Genomic DNA, 19,296 nt, shown 5'->3' on the forward strand with positions numbered 1-19,296 from the left:
GCTGCCGCCGTTTGAGCAAGGACTACGAGGGCCTGCCGGAGAGTAGCGAAGCATGGATCCATCTTGCGATGTCGGGTCTCATGCTCCGTCGGCTTCGGCCAAGTTGACATTTCTCAACACCCTCTGAGGCCCAGGCGCACCAGCCCGCGACACATCCACAGCCTGTCATCCTGAGGCCCAGGCGCGCCATACCGTCCCGCAGCACATCCTTCGCGGGCCGAAGGATCTAGCCGCGGATGCTTCTCAGCCTGGGCGCGGTAGCGGTACGAATGCCCGAGATGCACCGTCCCGCGCTTCGGCAGCCTCGGGCCCCATCCCCGCACGGGCGAATGAATTCGCTGCAACAAAGACACGAAGTCCGCCTTCGCGGACTGGCTTGCTTTTGTGTTGCCTCTGTCGGGGGGCGCGGCTCTGGTGCGTTGTTTCCGCCGCTCGTGGCCGATATCATCACGCGCGGTGGTGGGCCGCGTGGGATTCTCTCTCCGCTGGGATCGGCGCATGTATTCTGACGAGGTGGTGGTGGGGCAGACGGCGGAGTTCCGGAAGACGGTGACGGAAACGGACGTGGTGCTGTTCGCGGGGATCACGGGCGACCTGAATCCCGCGCACATCGACGAGGTGGCGGCGTCGGCGAGCCGGTTCGGGGGGCGCATCGCGCATGGGATGCTCTCCGCCAGCTTCATCTCTACCGTGCTGGGTACGCGGCTTCCCGGGCCGGGCACCATCTACCTGGAGCAGTCGCTTCGCTTTACGGCGCCCGTGCGCATCGGCGATACGGTGACGGCGCGGGTGGAGGTGGCAGAGCTGCTGCCCAAGCGGCGCGCACGGCTTACGACCACCGTCCTGAACCAGAACGGTGAGGCGGTGGTGGAGGGCGAGGCGCTGGTGATGGTTCCCGCGCGCCCCGCCGCTGGCTGATCCGCCGCTCCCGAAACGAGAAGCGCCCCCGCCTAGCCGGCGGGGGCGCTTTTTCCGGATTCCGCTGCAAGCGTCAGCGGGGGGCCTTGGAGCGGGCGGCGCTGAACGCGGGGGAGAGGTTGAACTCGACGGCACCGGCGTAGTCGGCCCGGAACGCGACGTCGACGACCACTTCGCTTCCGGCAATCGGCCTGTCGAACGAGTCCAGCTCCACCGCGCGGAACCGCGCCGTGCCGTCGACGTTGTCGGTCGTCACGTCCCTCAGGTTCATGGTGCCGCTGGTGGCCACGTAGAACCGCCCCTCGACGTCGATCTGCGCCACGACCCCGTTGTCGTACTCCAGGTCGGCGTTGTTGCGGATGGAGATGGAGCCTTCGCGGGCGAACTCGTCATCGGTGTTGTAGAACACGATCTCCGCGCCCTCCTCGAAGTCGTTCAGCACGATCAGGTCCTGGAAATCCCCGACCGAGCTGCCCGAGTAGGCATCGCCGCGCAGGCTGGCGCCCACGTCGCCCGACACGTCGCCCTCGAACTCACCCGGCCTCACGTCCTCGACGTTCGTTGAGCCGCGGTCGCACGCCGCGAGTGCAAAGGCGCAGACGAGCGCCGGGATCTTCAGCAGTTTCATCGACCTCTTCTCCACCACGAGGGGGCCCCGAACTCGCGTGAAAGGGCCGGCTGCCCCCCCGCCCGCTCGGGTTGTCGGGTGCCGAAAATTGCAACGGCGATGCCGCCGCGCGGGCCACTGCTTTCGCCCGGGTGGCGGAGGCGTATCTTGTCGAGAGCGTCACACGGTTCCCGCCTGTCCCGGCGGTCAGAGCCGACGCACCCATCTCGCTCCATCCACCGATGCCGCTTCTCACCCAAGGTCAGATCGTCGCGTTCGGCGGCGGCGGGTTCGCCATGGAGCCCGACAATCCGCTGCTGGACGACTACGTGCTGGGGCTTTGCCGCCGCTCGCGCCCGCGCGTGTGCCTGATCCCCACGGCCAGCGGCGATTCGTCCGCGTGGATCGACCGGTTCTATGCCTTGTTCGACGACGGACGTTGTGAGCCGACACACCTCGGCTTGTTCAGCCGCGGCGTGGACGACCTCTACGCGTTCCTTTCAGAGCAGGACGTGCTGTACGTCGGTGGCGGAAACACGGTGAACCTGCTGGCGGTGTGGCGCGCGCAGGGATTGGTGGAGGTGCTGCCCCGGGTGCTGGCGAACGGGACGATCGCGTGCGGGGTGAGCGCAGGTGGATTGTGCTGGTTCGAGCGAGGGATTACCGACTCGTACGGCCCGGGGCTGAACCCGCTGACGAACGGGTTAGGCTTTCTGCCGGGCAGCTTTTGCCCTCATTTCGACAGCGACTCGCGCCGGCCGCACGCGTTCCGGTCGTTCGTCCGCGAGAGTGGACACCCGGGACTCGCCGCGGAGGACGGTGTGGGGCTGCATTACGTCGACGGCGTGTTGACGAGGATCGTCTCGTCGCGGCCCGCGGCGCGCGCGTGGAGGTTCGAGCCGCGGGGCGGGGAGGTGGAGGTGGGGGAGATCGTGCCGGAGTACCTGGGGTAGACTGCGCTGGGGCGACTGAAGTCGCGGCAACCACGGCCCGAAGTCCGCCTTCGCGGACTGTACGGGAGAGTTCAGCGCGCGTGGCGAGGTATCGACCCGGAGCAGATGAATCTGCCGCTCCGCCGCAACATGGGCGGGAAGCCTCCCAAAGGCGCGGGAGCGGTTCAACGGCACGTGCGCCCGCACCTACCGGAGCGCAATCGAATTCTCCCCTCTCCGCATGCGCAGCATGCGGGGAGGGGCCGGGGGAGGGGCCCGCCGGGGACTGCGCCGGACCGGCCGAAATGTACCACACCTCGCCTGCCAAGCCTGGGCGGACACCGCGGCCGAGGCCTCGGCCTGTGTGACCGCTGCCGCGCCTGGGCTGAGATGCATCCGCGGCTAGATCCTTCGGCCCGCGACGGAGGTGCCGTGGGCCAATTCGGTGCGCCTGGGCCTCAGGATGAGAGGTCGCGGTGCGCGCCGATGTCCTCGATGCGCACCCAGGTCTGGTGTGTACCCCCTCTCCCACGCTGTTTGTGGGAGAGGGGGCACGCGTGTCAGCGCGGCCGGGTGAGGGGCCCTCTACTCGGGCAGCTCGACCAGCGCGACGTCGAAGGTGCCGCCGGTCATCTCCAGCACGGGCTGCTGGCCGGGCGCCGCCGGGCTGTAGCAGTGCAGCGTGCCCGAGAACTTCCCTCGCACCCGGTCCGCCGCGCTCGACGTCACCTCCACGTTCCCCGCCACCGAGACGCACACCCACGTGGGAACCCCTCCCGTGGACGTGCCCAGGCTGAACGCTACGCCCGCGCAGTGGTCGCCCTCGCACGCCGCGCCCGCCGAATACGTGCCCACGCCCGAGCCGGGGAAGTGGACGGCCACCTGGTCGTACGATTCGCCGGAAAGCGGAACGATGCCGAACGCCAGCACCTGGTCGGGATCGTCGCTCCGGGTGCCCGCCGCCCACTGGCGGTCCGTGCCGCCCGTGGGAAGGGGCGCGCCCTTCGCCTGGAAGGTGCCCGCGAGCGTGCTGTTGGCGCTGGTGTAGGTGAAGCGGACTTCGCCCGCGGCGGGGTTTTCGCCGGGGCCGGACGGGGTCTCGCCGCAGGCCGCGGCGACAGATACGAGCAGGGCCGCGAACACGGCCGGGATCTTCGAGATGTTCATGGTCGGGTGTGCCGCACCGGGGGTAGCTGGTGCGCCGCGGCCCTGGTGCCCCGGCGCTCCGCAAAGCTGCGGGGGAAGCGCGGGCGGCGCATGGGAAACCTGACCCGGTAGAAAGCAGAACGGCCGCGCATCCGAAAGATGCGCGGCCGTTCTGGTCGTACGTCCTGCGGTGTGGCCTGCCGAAAGCCCTCAGCCCGCCTTGCGGATCTTGCCAGCCGAGATGCAGCTCGTGCAAACGCGGACACGCTTGTGCGTGCCGTTGTCGGTCACGATCCGGGCAGGCTGGAGGTTGGGACGCCAGACACGCTTGGTCTTGTTGTTCGCGTGGCTGACGTTGTTCCCGCTGCGCGGGCCCTTTCCGCAGACGGCGCAAAAAGCCATCGGAAGTCTCCTGTAGCCGTACCTTGGTTCCAAACAGTGCGAAGCCGGGAAAGATAGGGCACTCCGGGTGTTTGGTCAACCCGTGCCCGCCGTCCGCTTACGTTGACTCACATGACGCGCGGGTTTAGCTTTCCGGGCTGCCCACCGACTCTGGCCGCGCGGGCACGCGGGACTCATTTGCCACCCCATGGGACATGAAGACAGCACTGATCACCGGCATCACCGGCCAGGACGGAAGCTACCTGGCCGAGCTGCTGCTGGAGAAGGGATACAAGGTATACGGGCTGGTGCGCCGCAGCTCCACCGTCACCTTCGAGCGCATCCAGCACATCCAGGACCGCCTGGAGCTCGTGTCGGGCGACCTGACCGACCAGAACTCGCTGTTCTACGCCCTGGAGGAAAGCCGCCCCGACGAGGTGTACAACCTGGCCGCGCAGTCGTTCGTGCAGACCTCGTGGACGCAGCCCGTGCTCACCGGCGACGTCACCGGGCTGGGCGTCACGCGCATGCTGGAGGCCATCCGCATCTTCGACCGCGAGCGCCGCATCCGCTTCTACCAGGCGTCGTCGTCGGAGATGTTCGGCAAGGTGCAGGCGGTGCCGCAGGACGAGAACACGCACTTTTATCCGCGCTCGCCGTACGGCGTGGCCAAGGTGTACGGCCACTGGGCCACGGTGAACTACCGTGAAAGCTACGGGATGTACGCCGTCAGCGGCATCCTGTTCAACCACGAGTCGCCCCGGCGCGGGCTGGAGTTCGTCACCCGCAAGGTGACGGACGGGGCCGCGCGCATCAAGCTGGGGCTGGCCACCGAGCTTCGCCTGGGCAACCTGGACGCGCAGCGCGACTGGGGCTTCGCCGGCGACTACGTGCGCGCCATGCACCTGATGCTTCAGCCGGACCAGCCCGACGACTACGTGGTGGCCACGGGCGAAACCCACACCGTGCAGCGGCTGGTGGAGCTGGCGTTCGGCGCGGTGGGGCTGGACTGGCGCGAGCACGTGTCGCTGGACCCCCGCTTCATGCGCCCGGCCGAGGTGGACCTGCTGGTGGGCGATCCGTCCAAGGCGAAGCGCGAGCTGGGATGGGAGCCCGAGGTGGGCTTCGAGGCGCTGGTGACCATGATGGTGGACGCCGACCTGGAGCGCCATCGCGGCGCCGCGTCCACCGGCTGATCGCGTGCGGGTCCTGGTAACCGGCGCGGCGGGGTTCGCGGGCACCTGGCTGGTGCGGGCGCTGCTGGCGGACGGGCACACCGTGGTGGCCACCCGGCAGGAAGGCCACCCGTCGCCCGCCGACGGTGGCGACGTGGAGTGGATTCCCCTGGACGTCACCTCCGCCGAAAGCGTCGAGGCGGCCGTCGCGCGCGCCGCGCCCGAGCAGGTGTACCACCTTGCGGGGCAGGCGTCCGTCGCCGGCTCGTTCAGCGACCCGCTGGGCACCTGGGACGTGAACGCCACCGGCACCCTGCGGCTGGCCCGGGCGCTCCCCGCCGAGGCGCGCCTGCTGGTGGTGAGCTCGGCCGAGGTGTACGGGGTGGTGCCCGAGGACGAGCAGCCCATCCGCGAGGACCGGCCGCTACAGCCGTGCAACCCGTACGCGGCCAGCAAGGCGGCGGCCGAGATGGCGGCGCTGCAGGCGCCGGGGCCGGTGGTGGTCGCCCGCTCGTTCAACCACACGGGCCCGGGGCAGGACGAGCGCTTCGCCCTGGCCAGCTTCGCCCGCCAGCTCGCGCAGATCCGCGAGGGGCGCGGCGAGCCCGTGCTGCGCGTGGGGAACCTGTCCGCGCGCCGCGACCTGCTCGACGTGCGCGACGTGGCCCGGGCGTACGTGCGGCTGATGAACGAGGGGGAGGCCGGCCAGGCCTACAACGTCTGCTCCGGCCACGCGGTCGCCATGAGCGACGCCGTCGAGCAGCTGATCGCCCTGTCGGGCACGGGCGCCCGGCTGGAGGTAGACCCGGAGCGCGTACGGCCCGTGGACGTGCCGCTGCTGTGCGGCAGCGGCGCACGGCTGCGGGCGCTGGGGTGGGCGCCGGAGATCGCCTTCCGCGACACGCTGGCGGAACTGCTGGAGTCGCACGCCCAGGCGCTTCGCGCGGGGACGGCGGCGTGACGGGTACCGTCTATCTCGTGGGCGCCGGGCCGGGCGACCCCGGCCTGCTGACGCTGCGCGCCGCCGAGCTGATCGCCCGGGCCGACGTGCTGGTGTACGACGCCCTGGTCAGCCCCGCCATCCTGGAGCGCGCCACCGCCCCCCGCCGCATCTACGTGGGCAAGCGGGGGGGCGAGCACAGCCGCACGCAGGACGAGATCAACGACATCCTGGTGGAGCTGGCCCGCGAGCACCGCTGCGTGGTGCGGCTGAAGGGCGGCGACCCGTTCGTCTTCGGGCGGGGCGGGGAAGAGGCGCTGATCCTGGCCCGGGCCGGCGTTCCGTTCGAGGTGGTTCCCGGCGTCACGGCGGGGATCGCCGCGCCGGCGTACGCGGGAATCCCCGTCACCCAGCGGGGGATGGCCGCCAGCGTGGCGTTCGTCACCGGGCATGAGGACCCCACCAAGGCCGAGACCGACGTCGACTGGGCGCACCTGGCCCGCGGCGTGGGCACGGTGGTCTTCTACATGGGCGTGGGGCGGATGGCGGAGAACTTCCGCCGCCTGGTGGAGGCCGGCCGCGCCGCGGACACCCCGGCGGCGGCCATCGAGTGGGGAACGTACCCCCGCCAGCGCACCGTCACGGGCACGCTGGCGACGCTGCCGGACATCGCCCGGGAGGCGGGGATCGGCGCCCCGTCGCTGATCGTCGTGGGCGAGGTGGCGTCCCTTCGGGATCAACTCGCGTGGTGGGACCGCCGGCCCCTGTCGGGAAAGCGCATCGTGGTCACCCGCGCCCGGGCGCAGGCCAGCGAGTTCGCGGCCGCGCTGGAGGCGCTGGGCGCCGAGACGGTGCAGTTCCCCACCGTCCGCATCGATCCGCCGGCAGACCCGGAGCCGCTGCGCCGCGCCGCCGCCGGGGCGGGGTCGTTCCACTGGATCGTCTTCACCAGCGCCAACGGCGTCCAGCACTTCTGGGCCGCGCTGGAAGAGGGTGGAGGTGACGCGCGCAGCCTGGCCGGAGTCAGGGTGTGCGCCATCGGCCCGGCAACGGCCGCGGCGCTGAAGGAGCGGGGCGTGCGCGCGGACCTGGTCCCGGGCGAGTACGTGGGCGAGGCGGCGGCCGAGGCGCTGCTGGCCGCCGGCCCCGTCGGCGGCCTGCGGATCCTTCTGCCCCGCGCCGACCTCGCCCGCGCCGCGGTTCCCGACCGGCTGCGCGCCGCGGGAGCCGACGTGGTGGAGGTGGAGGCGTACCGGACGGTGCAGGACGGCGCGGGGGCGGACACCGTCCGGCGGATGCTGGAGCGGGGCGAGGTGGACGCCGTGACGTTCACGGCCGCCTCCACCGTCAGGAACTTCGTCCAGCTGGTGGGTGCCGGCACCGGGGGGGCGCTGGTGGCGTCAATCGGACCGGTGACCTCGGCGGCGGCGCGCGAGTTGGGGCTGCAGGTGGACGTGGAGGCGGCGGAATACACCATCCCGGGGCTGCTCGCGGCGATTCGCGAGCGGCTGGGGAGCCAGAGCGGGACTGCATGAAGACAGGGATCGTCGTTCCATCCGGCGTTTTCCGGCGCGGAGCCCAGGTCCGGGGCGCCGCGCTGCTCGCAGTGGCCGTGTTCGCCGTGCCGGCCGCGGGGCAGGGAACCGCGGCGGACTCGGCGCGTCCCGCCGCGGCGGTGCCTTCGGTCGTGCTCTCCGCGGCGGACACCGTGACCGCGGTGTCGCGGCCGGACCGGCACACGGGGCCGTCTCCCCTCGTGGCCGCAGACCACTGGGCCGTGCGCGCCGCCCGCCGCGCCGAGGCGCTGGGATGGGCGCGGGACTACCTGCCGGCCCAGGCAGCGGTGCCGCGCCATGCGGTGGCCGACGCCCTGGAGCAGGCCGCGCACGCCGCACCCGCCGGCGCGCCGCGCGACCTGGCCCGGGGGTGGCTCGGCCGCTTCGTCGAAGAGTTTCCCGAGTACGCCGCCCGGCGCGGCGGCGCATACCGCTCGGGTGCCGCCGTGCACGCCGAGTACCTGGGCCGCGAGGGGCGGCTGTCGCCCACGATCGGGTATTCACAGGACCGCCAGGACCCCCGCCCGGTGCCCGACCTTCATACCCCGAGGCTTCGGGGGGAGGCGGGGATGGGGGCGGGCGCGTTCGCCCTGTGGGCCGAAGCCCGCGCGGACCGGCGGGGCGTGGCCCTGCCCCGCTGGGAGGCACTGGCGGGTGTGGGCGCGTTCTCGCTCTCCGCGGGCAGCCGCGAAGTGGGCTTCGGCCCGGGTGTCGGCGGGGCCGTCGTGCTGTTTCCGGGCGACCCGCTGCTCCGGGTAGAGGCGCAGACGGCAAGGCCCGTGCGGCTTCCCGGGTTTCTCCGGCACGCGGGGGCCGTGAGCATGCACCTGTTCACCGGCCCCATGCGCGATCCCGGGCGTCACCCGGACCAGGCGTGGCTGTGGGGCGCGCGCATGGCCGTGCAGCCGCACCCGCGCCTGACGCTGGCGGCCAACCGGTCGTCCATCTTCGGCACCGCCGCGGAACCGATTACCGCGTTCCGCGTGGCGCGCATGCTCGCGGGCGTCATCGTGCACGGCGATTTCGAGAACCAGATCGCCTCTTTCGACGGGCGTTGGCGCCTGCCGACCGACGCGGTGCTTCCCGCCACGGTGTACGCCGAGGTGGGCGCCGACGACGGCGCCGGGGCCTTCGACGAGATGCCCGGCGTCGTGGCGGGGGTGTTCCTCCCGGCCATCCCCGCGCTTCCGCAACTGGCGCTGGGCGCCGAGTACACGCGCTTCGCCGAGGTCTGCTGCGGCCACGGGCCCTGGTACTTCAACGCCAGCCAGCGGGGCGGCTGGGCCCGCCTCTCGCGCCCGCTGGGGCACCCCCTGGGAGGGCAGGGGTGGGAGGCGCTGGGCTACGCGCAAGCCGAGCTGTTCGATTCCCGGCTGCGCGTGGAGGGCCGCGCATTCAGGCGCGAGCGGTCGGGGGCCGACCTGGCGCGGCGAGGCGGGGCCAACCTGTTTGCGCCCCAGCGCGCGGGCCGAAGCACCGGGGCGGCGTTGGACACCGCGCTGCGGCTGGGCCGCGTGGACCTGCGCGCGGGGGGGTATCGCGACGAGGGCGACGGGTGGCGCGAGCAGTGGTTCCACCTGGGGGCATCCGCGTTCATCCACGAGTGAAACAAGTACCGATGCCCAGCCATCCGGCCTATCGCCCCCGCCGCCTGCGGCGCACCGAGGCGCTTCGCGCCGCCAGCCGCGAAACGTCGGTCGCGCCGGGCGACCTGGTGCTTCCCCTGTTCGCCGTGCACGGCGCGGGCGTGCGCCGCCCGGTGTCGTCGATGCCGGGGGTGGAGCAGACCTCCCCCGACGAGCTGCTCAGGGACGCCGAAGAGGCGCTGTCGCTGGGGCTGGGGGGCGTGCTGCTGTTCGGGATTCCCGAACGCAAGGACGACGGTGGAAGCGAGGGGTACGCCGACGACGGCGTGGTGCAGCGCGCCGTGCGGCTGCTGAAGCGCGAGCTTCCCGAGCTGCTGGTGATCACCGACGTGTGCCTTTGCGAGTACACCAGCCACGGCCACTGCGGCGTGCTTCGGGACGGCGACGTCGACAACGACGCCACCCTTCCGCTCCTGCAGCGGGTGGCGCTCACCCACGCGGCCGCGGGCGCCGACGTGGTGGCCCCGTCGGACATGATGGATGGGCGCGTGGCCGCGCTGCGCGGCGCGCTCGACGCGGGCGGGTTCGCCGCCACGGCGATCCTGTCGTACACCGCCAAGTACGCGTCGGCGTTCTACGGCCCCTTTCGCGAGGCGGCCGAAAGCGCGCCCTCGAGCGGCGACCGCCGCTCGGCGCAGATGGACCCGGGCAACGCCCTGGAGGCGGTGCGCGAAGCGCGCCTGGACGTGGCCGAGGGTGCCGACATGCTCATGGTGAAGCCCGCGCTGGCGTACCTGGACGTCATCCACCGGGTGAAGGCCGAGACCGGCTACCCCGTGTTCGGCTACCACGTCTCGGGCGAGTACGCCATGATCGAGGCCGCGGCCCAGCGCGGGTGGATCGACGGGCCCCGCGCGCACGAGGAGGCGCTGACGTGCATCCGGCGCGCCGGCGCCGACCGGGTGGTGAGCTACTACGCCCGCCAGTTCGCCCGGTCGCGTGCCGGGCGGCGCCCGGGTGTACGGATCTGACGCCCTGAAACGTTCTTGGAGCGGACGGCCGCGTGTGACCGTCCGGGGGCTTCGCCCGTCAAGCCCGTGACGGGGTCCAGCGGCGTTCCGGCCCGGACTTCGGCCGGGCGTAATTCGTGCACGCACGGCGCGGAGCACGGTACGCCCGGCCAGCGCGCCGCGGCAGTCGCCGTGTGCCCGCGTGTTCTACTCATGTTCGCGATCCTATGCTTCCCTACGTTCTCGTGCGGTTTCGCCGGCCGCTCATCGTCGGCCTGCACCTTCTCCTGATTCCCCTGGCGTACCGGTTCGCCTTCGGACTGCGCTTCGACCTTCACGTTCCCGACGCGGTCGAGCCCATCTTCTGGGCGACGCTCCCGTACCTGGTGGGGGCGCGGCTGGCCTCGTTCCTGGCGTTCGGCCTTTTCCAGGGGTGGTGGCGCCACGTGGGGATGCGCGACCTGATCGACCTGGTGCGCGCGGTGACGACGAGCTCGGCCCTGCTGCTGGGCCTGCTGTTCCTGACCGACCAGCTGGCGGGCTTTCCGCGTTCGGTGCTGGTGCTGGACTGGGTGCTGGCCCTGCTGGTGTTCGGCGGCATCCGCTTCCTGGTCAGGGCCGTGCGCGAGCGCCACTTCATCCCCTGGCGGGCCCAGCGCGGCAAGCGCACCCTGATCGTGGGGGCGGGCAACGCGGCCGAGCGCCTGCTACGCCACTTTCACCGCGACGAGTCCGACGAGATCTACCCGGTGGGGCTGGTGGACGACGACCCGGGGAAGATGCGCATGCGCATGCACGGGGTGCCGGTGATCGGGACCACGGCCGAGATTCCCCAGCTCATCCGCGACCGCGGGATCGAACGGGTGGTGATCGCCATCCCGTCGGCCACCCGCGACGAGATGCGGCGCATCGTGCAGCCCTGCATGGACGCCGACGTGGACTTCCAGATCGTGCCGTCCATGCGCGAGCTGCTGGACGGCCGCGCGCGCCTGGGCGAGCTGCGGCCGGTGCAGATCGAGGACCTCCTGGGGCGCGACACCGTGGCCCTGGAGCTGGACGGCGTGCGGGAGGACCTGGAGGGGCGGGTGGTGCTGGTGACCGGCGGGGCGGGCTCCATCGGCTCGGAGCTGGCTCGCCAGGTGGCCGCCATGGAGCCGCGCCGGCTCGTGGTGCTGGACCAGGCCGAGACGCCGCTGTACTTCGCCATGCTCGAGCTCGTCCGCGCACACCCGCGCCTGGACATCGTTCCCGTGGTGGCCGACATCACCAACGAGGGGCGGATGGAGTCGGTGTTCGCCGAGCACCGCCCGGATTGCGTGTTCCACGCGGCCGCCTACAAGCACGTGCCGCTGATGGAGGACAACGCCGTCGAGGCGGTGAGGAACAACACGCTGGGCACCCTGTGCGTGGCGCAGATGGCCGCCCGCTTCGGCGCCGACAAGTTCGTGCTGATCTCCACCGACAAGGCGGTGCACCCCTCCAGCGTCATGGGCGCCACCAAGCGCGTGGCCGAGCAGGTGGTGCTCGGCTGGCCCTCGCTGCGCCGCGCCGGCACCGACTTCCGCGCCGTGCGCTTCGGGAACGTGCTGGGCTCCGACGGAAGCGTGCTTCCCCTGTTCCGGCGCCTGATGGACGCGGGGCAGCCCCTGACGGTGACGCACCCCGACGTCACGCGGTACTTCATGACCATCCCCGAGGCGGTGCAGCTGGTGCTGCAGGCCTCGGCGATCCCCGAGGCGGCGGGGCGCATCTGCATGCTCGACATGGGCGAGCCGGTGCGCATCGTGGAGCTGGCCGAAAACCTGATCCGGCTTTCGGGGCTGGAGCCGTACCGCGACGTTCCCATCGTGTTCACCGGGCTTCGTCCCGGCGAAAAGCTGCACGAGGAGCTGATGTCGGAGCACGAGGCCACCATTCCCACGGCACTGGCCAAGATCCGCATCGTGCAGTCCAACGAGCCCGCCCCCGACACGCTGATGCCGGGGCTCGACAGGCTGGGCGCCGCCGTCGAGGTGGGCAGCGCCGAAGACTGCCTGCTGGGCATCTGCGCCCTGGTTCCCGAGTGCGTGGCGCCGCTGCGCGAACGCGGGCTGGAAGCCGCGGCGGCCGCGCGGTAGCCGCCCGGCGGTTGCGCCGCACGGCCATGTAGCACTATCTTATAGGTTTACGGTGCGTACGGAGGCGCGTTTTCCGCGCGCCGGCGACGGGCGGGTCCGCGTTTGATCGAAGGGTGGTACCATGAGCGCCAGGCTGGACGATTTTCTTTCCCGCACCGAGTCGCGCGACGCGGTCGTGGGGATCATCGGGTTGGGATACGTGGGGCTGCCGCTGGCCGTCGAGGTGGCGCGCAGCGGGTTCCGCGCACTGGGCTTCGACATCTCCGAGCGGGTGGTGGGGGGCGTGGCCGGCGGGCGCAGCCACGTACAGGACGTTTCCAGCGAGGTGCTGGGCGCGTTCGTGGGCGAGGGGCTGCTTTCGGCCACGACCGACTTTTCGCGGCTCGCCGAGTGCGACGCCATCTGCATCTGCGTGCCCACGCCGCTGAACAAGATCAAGGACCCGGACCTGTCGTTCGTGGTCAATGCGTCGGAGGGCATCGCCCGCACGCTGCGGCCGGGCCAGCTGGTGATCCTGGAAAGCACCACGTTTCCGGGCACCACCCGTGACGTGGTGCTGCCCATCCTGGAAGAGGGCGGCCTGAAGGCGGGCGAGGACTTCTTCGTCTGCTTCAGCCCCGAGCGGGTGGATCCCGGCAACCCGGTGTGGCACACGCGCAACACGCCCAAGGTCATCGGCGGGGTCACGGCCGCGTGCCTGCAGGCGGGCGAGGCGCTGTACGGGCGGGTGTTCGATACGCTGGTGCCGGTGCAGAGCGCCGAGGCGGCCGAGCTGGTGAAGGTGTACGAGAACACCTTCCGCATGATCAACATCGCGCTGGCCAACGAGCTGGCGCAGGCGTGCGAGAAGCTGCGGGTGGACGTCTGGGACGTGATCGAGGCGGCGGCCACCAAGCCGTTCGGCTTCATGAAGTTCACGCCGGGCCCGGGGCTGGGCGGGCACTGCATTCCGCTGGACCCGCACTACCTGTCGTGGAAGATGCGGACGCTGGAGTTCCGGACGCGGATGATCGAGCTGGCCAGCGAGATCAACGGCGAGATGCCGGCGTTCGTGGTGGGCAAGGTGGCCGACGCGCTGAACGACGAGAGCAAGGCGGTGCGCGGCAGCGACGTGCTGGTGCTGGGCGTGGCGTACAAGAAGAACATCGACGACCTGCGCGAAAGCCCGGCGCTCGACATCATGCGGCTGCTGCAGGACAAGGGGGCGCGGGTCAGCTTCCACGACCCGTTCTGCGACGCCATCCACGACGACGGCCACACCCCGCTGAAGGGGCTGCCCCTGGAGAGCCAGGAGCTCACGGAGGAGCGGCTGGCCGCGGCCGACGTGGTCGTGGTGGTGACGGACCACACCGCCGTCGACTACGCACGGGTGGCGGAGCACGCGCGCCTGGTGGTGGACACCCGTGGGGTGATGAGGCGGCACCCGGGCGCCGCCCGCGTGGTGGGGCTGTCGGGCGTGGCCACTCCGCCCCCCGCGGCGCTGCACGCCCTGGCGGGGCTGACCGTCGTAGGCTGATCCGCTTCGCCGCCGACGCGGCCGGCCGGCGAAAACGCCGGCCGGCCGCGTCCGTGCAGCGGGGCGGCGTATCTGAAAACCTTCCGAGGAGACGCTCTTCGTGCGTATCACAGTGGTGGGAACGGGGTATGTGGGGCTGGTGGTGGGGGTGTGCCTTGCCGAAACCGGCAACGACGTGGTGTGTGCCGACGTGGACGCGGGCAAGATCGGCCGCCTGAACGCCGGCGAGATCCCCATCTACGAGCCCGGCCTGGAGCCGATGGTGGAGCGCAACCTGCGCGAGGGGCGCATCTCGTTCACCACCGAGGTGGCATCCGCCGTGGGGGGTGCCGAGATCGTCTTCATCGCGGTCGGCACCCCTCCGGGCGAGGACGGCTCGGCCGACCTGCAGCACGTGCTGGCCGTGGCCGACACCATCGGGCGCAACATGCCCGATGACGGCCCCGAGAAGATCGTCATCACCAAGAGCACCGTTCCGGTGGGGACGGCCGCCAAGGTGCGCGCGGCCATCGCCCGCCACACCGGCCGGCGCGTGCACGTCTGCTCCAACCCCGAGTTCCTCAAGGAGGGCGCGGCGGTCCTGGACTTCATGAAGCCCGACCGCGTGGTGGTGGGGGTGGACTCTGAGTACGCCCGCGAAAAGCTGGGCGAGCTGTACTCGCCGTTCGTGCGCACCGGCAATCCCATCCTGTTCATGGACATCGCCAGCGCCGAGATCACCAAGTATGCGGCCAACGCCATGCTGGCCACGCGCATCTCGTTCATGAACATGATCGCGGGGCTGTGCGAGGCCGTGGGCGCCGACGTGTCGCACGTGCGGCAGGGCATCGGCACCGACGAGCGCATCGGTCCCGGGTTCCTGTTCGCGGGGATCGGGTACGGCGGCAGCTGCTTTCCCAAGGACGTCAAGGCGCTGGTGCACACCCTTCGCGAATCGGGGGTCGATGGCTCGATCCTCGACGGGGTCGAGAAGGTGAACGAGGCGCAGAAGCGGCTGCTGCTGGACCGCGTGGTGGAGCGGTACGGCGCCGACCTGGCGGGGCGCACCTTCGCGGTGTGGGGGCTTTCGTTCAAGCCCGAGACCGACGACATGCGCGAGGCACCCTCGCTCACGGTGGTTCGTGGCCTGGTGGAGCGCGGCGCGCGGGTGCTTGCCCACGACCCCGAAGCGGAGCACGAGGCCCAGCGCTACTTCGCCGACCTGCTGGAAACCGGCGAGCTGGTCCTGCGCGAGCACAACTACGACTGCCTGGAGGGCGCCGACGCGCTGCTGGTGCTGACGGAGTGGTCCCCGTACCGCAACCCCGACTTCCCGCGGGTGCAGGCGCTCCTGGGTGAGCCGGTGATCTTCGACGGGCGCAACCTGTGGGACCCGGAGCGCATGCGGGACCTGGGCTTCGAGTACGTGTCCGTGGGCCGCGTCGCGGTGGCCGCCGCCCAGCCGGGGCGCGCCCTGGCCGCCGCGGGAGCCTGAGGCATGCGCGTTCTCATCACCGGGGCCGCGGGGTTCCTGGGTTCGCACCTGTGCGACCGGTTCCTGGCCGAGGGCTACGAGGTGGTCGGGATGGACAACTTCATCACCGGCCATCCCGACAACGTGGCGCACCTGATGGGGCGGCCGGACTTCCGGTTCATCCAGCACGACGTCACCAACTACATCTACGTTGAGGGCCCGCTGGACGGGGTGCTCCACTTTGCCTCGCCGGCCAGCCCGGTGGACTACCTGGAGCAGCCCATCCCCACCCTGAAGGTGGGGTCGCTGGGCACCCACAAGGCGCTGGGGCTGGCCAAGGCCAAGGGCGCCCGCTTCCTGCTTGCGTCGACGAGCGAGGTGTACGGGGATCCCCAGGTGCACCCCCAGCCGGAAAGCTACTGGGGCCACGTGAACCCGGTGGGCCCGCGGGGCGTGTACGACGAGGCCAAGCGCTTCGCCGAGGCGATGACCATGGCGTACCACCGCTACCACGGGATGCAGACGCGCATCGTGCGCATCTTCAACACGTACGGTCCGCGGATGAGGCCCGGCGACGGGCGGGTGGTCTCGAACTTCATCGTGCAGGCGCTGCGGGGCGATCCGATCTCCATCTATGGTGACGGATCGCAGACACGATCGTTTACCTACGTGGACGACCTGGTGGACGGGATCTACCGGCTGTTCCACTCGGACCGGGTGGAGCCGACCAACATCGGCAACCCCAACGAGTTCACCGTCCTCGAGCTGGCCGAGCGGGTGCTGGCCCAGACGGAAAGCTCCTCGGCGCTGGACCGCCTTCCGCTGCCGGAGGACGACCCCAAGGTCCGGCAGCCGGACATCACCATCGCCCGCGCCGTCCTGGGATGGGAGCCGCGGGTGGAGCTGGAAGAAGGGCTGCAGCGCACCATCCCGCACTTCCGGCGGCTGGTGGAAGGCCACGACGCCGGCGCGCGCACCCTGGCCGGGGCGGCCGATGCCGCCGCGCCTGTTTGAGCCGAGATTTCCGCCCCGCTGCATCGGGGTGCCCGACGAGATGAGAAGAACTTCGTGGATGACGTGAAGAATGTTCGAGATCTGGGGAAGTGGCCGGTGACCCGGATTGCCGCGGCGATGGGCGCGCTCCTCGTGTCGCTGCTGGGGGGACCCGCGCACGCGCAGGACCCCCGCACGCAGCAGAACTCCGCGACGCAGCCGCAGAGCCCCGCGACCGCGGCGGCTGCGCGGATGGACGAGCTGCTGCTGGATGCCCCCGTGAACCGTGCCCGGTATCAGCTGGGGCCCGGCGACGTGGTGACCGTGTCCATCACGGGCAACGTCAACCGGGTGTGGCAGATCTCGGTGAGCCCCGAGGGCGCGGTGGTGGTTCCCGAGCTGGGGGTGGTGCGCGTGCTCAACCTGAACCTCGACGAGGCGCAGGCGCGGGTGCGGGACCTGGTGCTGCGCTTCTACCAGGGCGTCGGGGTGAACCTGACGCTGTCGGGGGCACGGCGTTTTCGCGTCTTCGTGGCCGGGAGCGTGTCCTCGCCGGGCACCCGTGTAGCGAGCCCGGCCACACGGGTGAGCGACCTGGTACCGCAGGACACGCTGAGCGGCGTCGTGCGGCGGAACGTGGTGGTCCGGCGCGCCGACGGCGATTCCGTGGTGGCCGACATGGCGCGCTTTCGGCTGATGGGGGACCTGGACGCCAACCCCAACCTGCGCGAAGGCGACGTGGTGCTGGTGCCCACGCCGACGAGCGCGGTGCAGGTGCACGGCCGCGTGCACTTTCCGGGTACCTACGAGCTTCGCCAGGGTGAATCGCTGGCCGACCTGCTGCAGCTGGTGAATGCCGGAGGCGGTTTTCCTGCTGACGCGGCCGACACGGTGCGCGTATCGCGCTTCGTGGGGCCCGAGGAGCGCCGGTTCCACCTGTTCTCCCAGGCCCAGGCACTCGGTCCGGAGGGGGCGGCGTTCCGGCTGCAGCCGTCCGACGCCGTGTTCACGGTGGGCCGCGCCAATTTCCGTGTGCAGCACACGGCTCTGGTCGTGGGCCAGGTGCTGCGCCCCGGCGTGTACCCCATTCGCCCCGACACCACGACCGTGCGCGAGCTGGTGGCCATGGCCGGGGGGTTCACCTCCCAGGCCTCGCTGACCGACGCCACGCTCCGGCGGCAGGCCCGAGGTACCCAGGGACAGCAGCTTCGGGAGCTTCAGAACGTGCCTGCCGAGCTGCTGAGCGAGGAGGAGCGCCGCATCCTGCGGGCGCGCGGACAGGGCGACCCGGGCCTGGTGGTCATCGACTTCGAGCGGCTGTTCCAGGACTCGGGCGGGAGTGCGCTGGACCAGACCCTGGAGCCGAACGACGTGCTGTCGGTGCCGGAGCGGCGAACCGGGGTCACGGTGCTGGGCGCCGTTCGGCAGCCCGGGATCATCCAGTACGCGCCGGGACGCGGCGTCGACTACTACGTGCGCCTGGCCGGCGGCTACGGACGGCGCGCCGACCGCGGCGACGTGACGGTGCTGCGCGCCAGGCTGGGTGCCGAGGCCGACGCGCGCGACGTCGCGCGGATCGAAGCGGGCGACCAGATCGTGGTCCCGATCCGCCGGCGGATCGATCCCCTGCAGACGCTGCAGTCGGTGCAGGCGGTGGTCGGCGTGGTTTCGGGGTTCGCCCTGACGATCCTGGCACTCGATCGGTACTTCTGATGTCGCCCGACACGATACGAGACTCGGAGGGCGTGGCAGCCGTGCGAGAGTCCGGCAATCGCGAGCCGGACGGGCCGCGGGTCCTGGATCTCGTGGCCGCCGTGCTCCGCCGGTGGAAGACGGTGCTCGTCGTGGCGGTGCTCACCATGCTCGCCGCGGCGGTGACCTCCATGCTGACGCCGTCGAAGTACGTGGCCAGCACCACCATGGTGCCGTTCACGGGCGCGCAGGCACGCGGGGGGCTGGGGCTGGCGCAGCTTCCGGCCGGCGTGGCCACCCTGGTGGGTGTCGGCGCGGGAAGCTCCAGCGAGCGCCTGATGGGAGTGATGCTCAAGAGCCGCACGCTGGCCGACTCGATGGTGGGGCGGCTGGCTCCCCGTTACGTCTCCGAGGCGGAGCTGCGCAAGATCCTCAAGGACGGCACGCGGGTGCAGCGCAACCCTGACGGCTCGGTGGTGGTGCAGGTGAGGTCGCTCGACCCGCGGCTGGCCGCCCGCATCGCCAACACCTATCCCGTGCTGGTGAACGAGCTGATGGCGCGGGTGAGCAGCGAGGGCGCCCAGCGCAAGCAGGGCTTCCTGGAGGGCCAGCTGAGCACGGTCCGCGAACGGCTGCTGAGCTCCGAGCAGCGGCTGCTCGCCTTCCAGCGGAGCAGCGGAACCTCGAACGTCGACGAGCAGGCGCGCCGCACCCTGGACGCCGCGGCCGACCTCAACGCGCAGGTGCTGGACCAGGAGCGGGCGGTTGCGCAGCTGCGGCGGACGCTGGCTCCCGGCCACCCCGAGCTGCAGGCGGCCGAGGCCGAGCTGGGCACCCGCCGGGCGCAGCTGCGGCGGGTAACCGCGGGAAACACGGGCTCGCCCATGTTCGTGCCGTTGCGCGAAGGGGGCGAGCTGAAAGCCGCCACCTCGCGGCTGACGAGGGAGTTCGCGCAGGAAGAGGCGGTGTACGAGGCGCTGACGGCGGCGCTCGCCGAGGCGCAGCTCGACGCCAACAACAACCTTCCCGTGCTGAGCGTGCTGGACCCGGCGCAGGTTCCCGGGCCCACGGGCTCGCTGCCGCGGACGGTGGCGCTGGCGGGAGTGCTTGGCGCGCTGCTGGGCGCGGCGCTGGCCCTGGTGGCCGACGGGGTGGCGAGGGCGCGCGCCAATCCGCGCAACGCCGGCTTCTTCGCCGCCCTGGCCGAGGTGCGCCAGGATGCGGGCCGCCTGCTTCCCTGGACACGCGGCCGTGCCCGGTCGGCCCGGGGCTGA

16 protein-coding genes and 1 pseudogene are annotated in these 19,296 nt (G+C 71.4%); 14 read left to right on the forward strand and 3 right to left on the reverse strand.

Annotation, left to right across the window (positions count from 1 at the left end; genetic code table 11):
• Together VF632_RS25150 and VF632_RS25155 are read left to right on the forward strand one after the other, a co-directional pair.
• Nucleotides 1–107: pseudogene (locus VF632_RS25150) on the forward strand (IS5/IS1182 family transposase); the annotation flags it as partial.
• A gap of 391 nt (nt 108–498) precedes the next feature.
• The gene (locus VF632_RS25155; RefSeq protein WP_331025703.1) at nt 499–918 is read left to right on the forward strand and encodes a MaoC family dehydratase; all 420 of its coding nucleotides are present in this window, start codon (nt 499–501) and stop codon (nt 916–918) included.
• Between the two features lie 73 nt (nt 919–991).
• Here the strand turns inward: VF632_RS25155 and VF632_RS25160 are convergent, their stop codons facing one another.
• The gene (locus VF632_RS25160) at nt 992–1,546 is read right to left on the reverse strand and encodes a hypothetical protein (RefSeq protein WP_331025704.1); all 555 of its coding nucleotides are present in this window, start codon (nt 1,544–1,546) and stop codon (nt 992–994) included.
• Between the two features lie 221 nt (nt 1,547–1,767).
• Here VF632_RS25160 and VF632_RS25165 point away from each other — a divergent pair, with 221 nt between their 5' ends.
• Nucleotides 1,768–2,478, forward strand: coding sequence for a peptidase E (locus VF632_RS25165; protein ID WP_331025705.1), 711 nt, complete (start codon nt 1,768–1,770; stop codon nt 2,476–2,478).
• 564 nt (nt 2,479–3,042) lie between these two features.
• Here the strand turns inward: VF632_RS25165 and VF632_RS25170 are convergent.
• The gene (locus tag VF632_RS25170; RefSeq protein WP_331025706.1) at nt 3,043–3,624 is read right to left on the reverse strand and encodes a hypothetical protein; all 582 of its coding nucleotides are present in this window, start codon (nt 3,622–3,624) and stop codon (nt 3,043–3,045) included.
• 189 nt (nt 3,625–3,813) lie between these two features.
• A complete protein-coding gene (gene rpmB, locus VF632_RS25175) occupies nt 3,814–4,005 on the reverse strand; it encodes a 50S ribosomal protein L28 (protein WP_170030881.1) in 192 nt (63 codons plus the stop codon).
• A 194-nt stretch (nt 4,006–4,199) separates the two neighbouring features.
• Here rpmB and gmd point away from each other — a divergent pair, with 194 nt between their 5' ends.
• The 11 genes from gmd (at nt 4,200) to VF632_RS25230 (ending at nt 19,296) form a co-directional block, all read left to right on the forward strand.
• Nucleotides 4,200–5,180: a GDP-mannose 4,6-dehydratase gene (gene gmd, locus VF632_RS25180; protein WP_331025707.1), complete on the forward strand. Its 981-nt coding sequence runs from the start codon at nt 4,200–4,202 to the stop codon at nt 5,178–5,180.
• Nucleotides 5,181–5,184: 4 nt separating this feature from the next.
• Complete coding sequence (locus VF632_RS25185) at nt 5,185–6,120, forward strand: GDP-mannose 4,6-dehydratase (protein ID WP_331025708.1); 936 nt, start codon at nt 5,185–5,187, stop codon at nt 6,118–6,120.
• Nucleotides 6,117–7,634: a uroporphyrinogen-III C-methyltransferase gene (gene cobA / locus VF632_RS25190; protein WP_331025709.1), complete on the forward strand. Its 1,518-nt coding sequence runs from the start codon at nt 6,117–6,119 to the stop codon at nt 7,632–7,634. Before VF632_RS25185 ends, cobA begins: the two co-directional genes overlap by 4 nt.
• Nucleotides 7,631–9,262 (forward strand): capsule assembly Wzi family protein, encoded by a 1,632-nt coding sequence (locus VF632_RS25195; protein WP_331025710.1) that lies wholly within the window; start codon nt 7,631–7,633, stop codon nt 9,260–9,262. Before cobA ends, VF632_RS25195 begins: the two co-directional genes overlap by 4 nt.
• Nucleotides 9,263–9,273: 11 nt before the next feature.
• Nucleotides 9,274–10,272 carry a porphobilinogen synthase gene (gene hemB / locus VF632_RS25200; protein ID WP_331025711.1) on the forward strand — a complete coding sequence of 333 codons (999 nt, stop codon included), beginning with the start codon at nt 9,274–9,276 and terminating at the stop codon, nt 10,270–10,272.
• 206 nt (nt 10,273–10,478) lie between these two features.
• A complete protein-coding gene (locus VF632_RS25205; RefSeq protein WP_331025712.1) occupies nt 10,479–12,368 on the forward strand; it encodes a nucleoside-diphosphate sugar epimerase/dehydratase in 1,890 nt (629 codons plus the stop codon).
• A 121-nt stretch (nt 12,369–12,489) separates the two neighbouring features.
• The gene (locus VF632_RS25210) at nt 12,490–13,884 is read left to right on the forward strand and encodes a nucleotide sugar dehydrogenase (RefSeq protein WP_331025713.1); all 1,395 of its coding nucleotides are present in this window, start codon (nt 12,490–12,492) and stop codon (nt 13,882–13,884) included.
• 100 nt (nt 13,885–13,984) lie between these two features.
• On the forward strand, nt 13,985–15,358 hold the full coding sequence (locus VF632_RS25215; protein ID WP_331025714.1) for a UDP-glucose/GDP-mannose dehydrogenase family protein: 1,374 nt from the start codon (nt 13,985–13,987) through the stop codon (nt 15,356–15,358).
• Nucleotides 15,359–15,361: 3 nt separating this feature from the next.
• Nucleotides 15,362–16,351: a UDP-glucuronic acid decarboxylase family protein gene (locus VF632_RS25220; protein WP_331025715.1), complete on the forward strand. Its 990-nt coding sequence runs from the start codon at nt 15,362–15,364 to the stop codon at nt 16,349–16,351.
• Nucleotides 16,352–16,447: 96 nt separating this feature from the next.
• Nucleotides 16,448–18,043, forward strand: coding sequence for an SLBB domain-containing protein (locus tag VF632_RS25225; protein WP_331025716.1), 1,596 nt, complete (start codon nt 16,448–16,450; stop codon nt 18,041–18,043).
• A gap of 32 nt (nt 18,044–18,075) precedes the next feature.
• Complete coding sequence (locus VF632_RS25230; protein WP_331025717.1) at nt 18,076–19,296, forward strand: Wzz/FepE/Etk N-terminal domain-containing protein; 1,221 nt, start codon at nt 18,076–18,078, stop codon at nt 19,294–19,296.

It is taken from the genome of Longimicrobium sp., from assembly GCF_036388275.1.
Classification (GTDB): Bacteria; Gemmatimonadota; Gemmatimonadetes; order Longimicrobiales; family Longimicrobiaceae; genus Longimicrobium.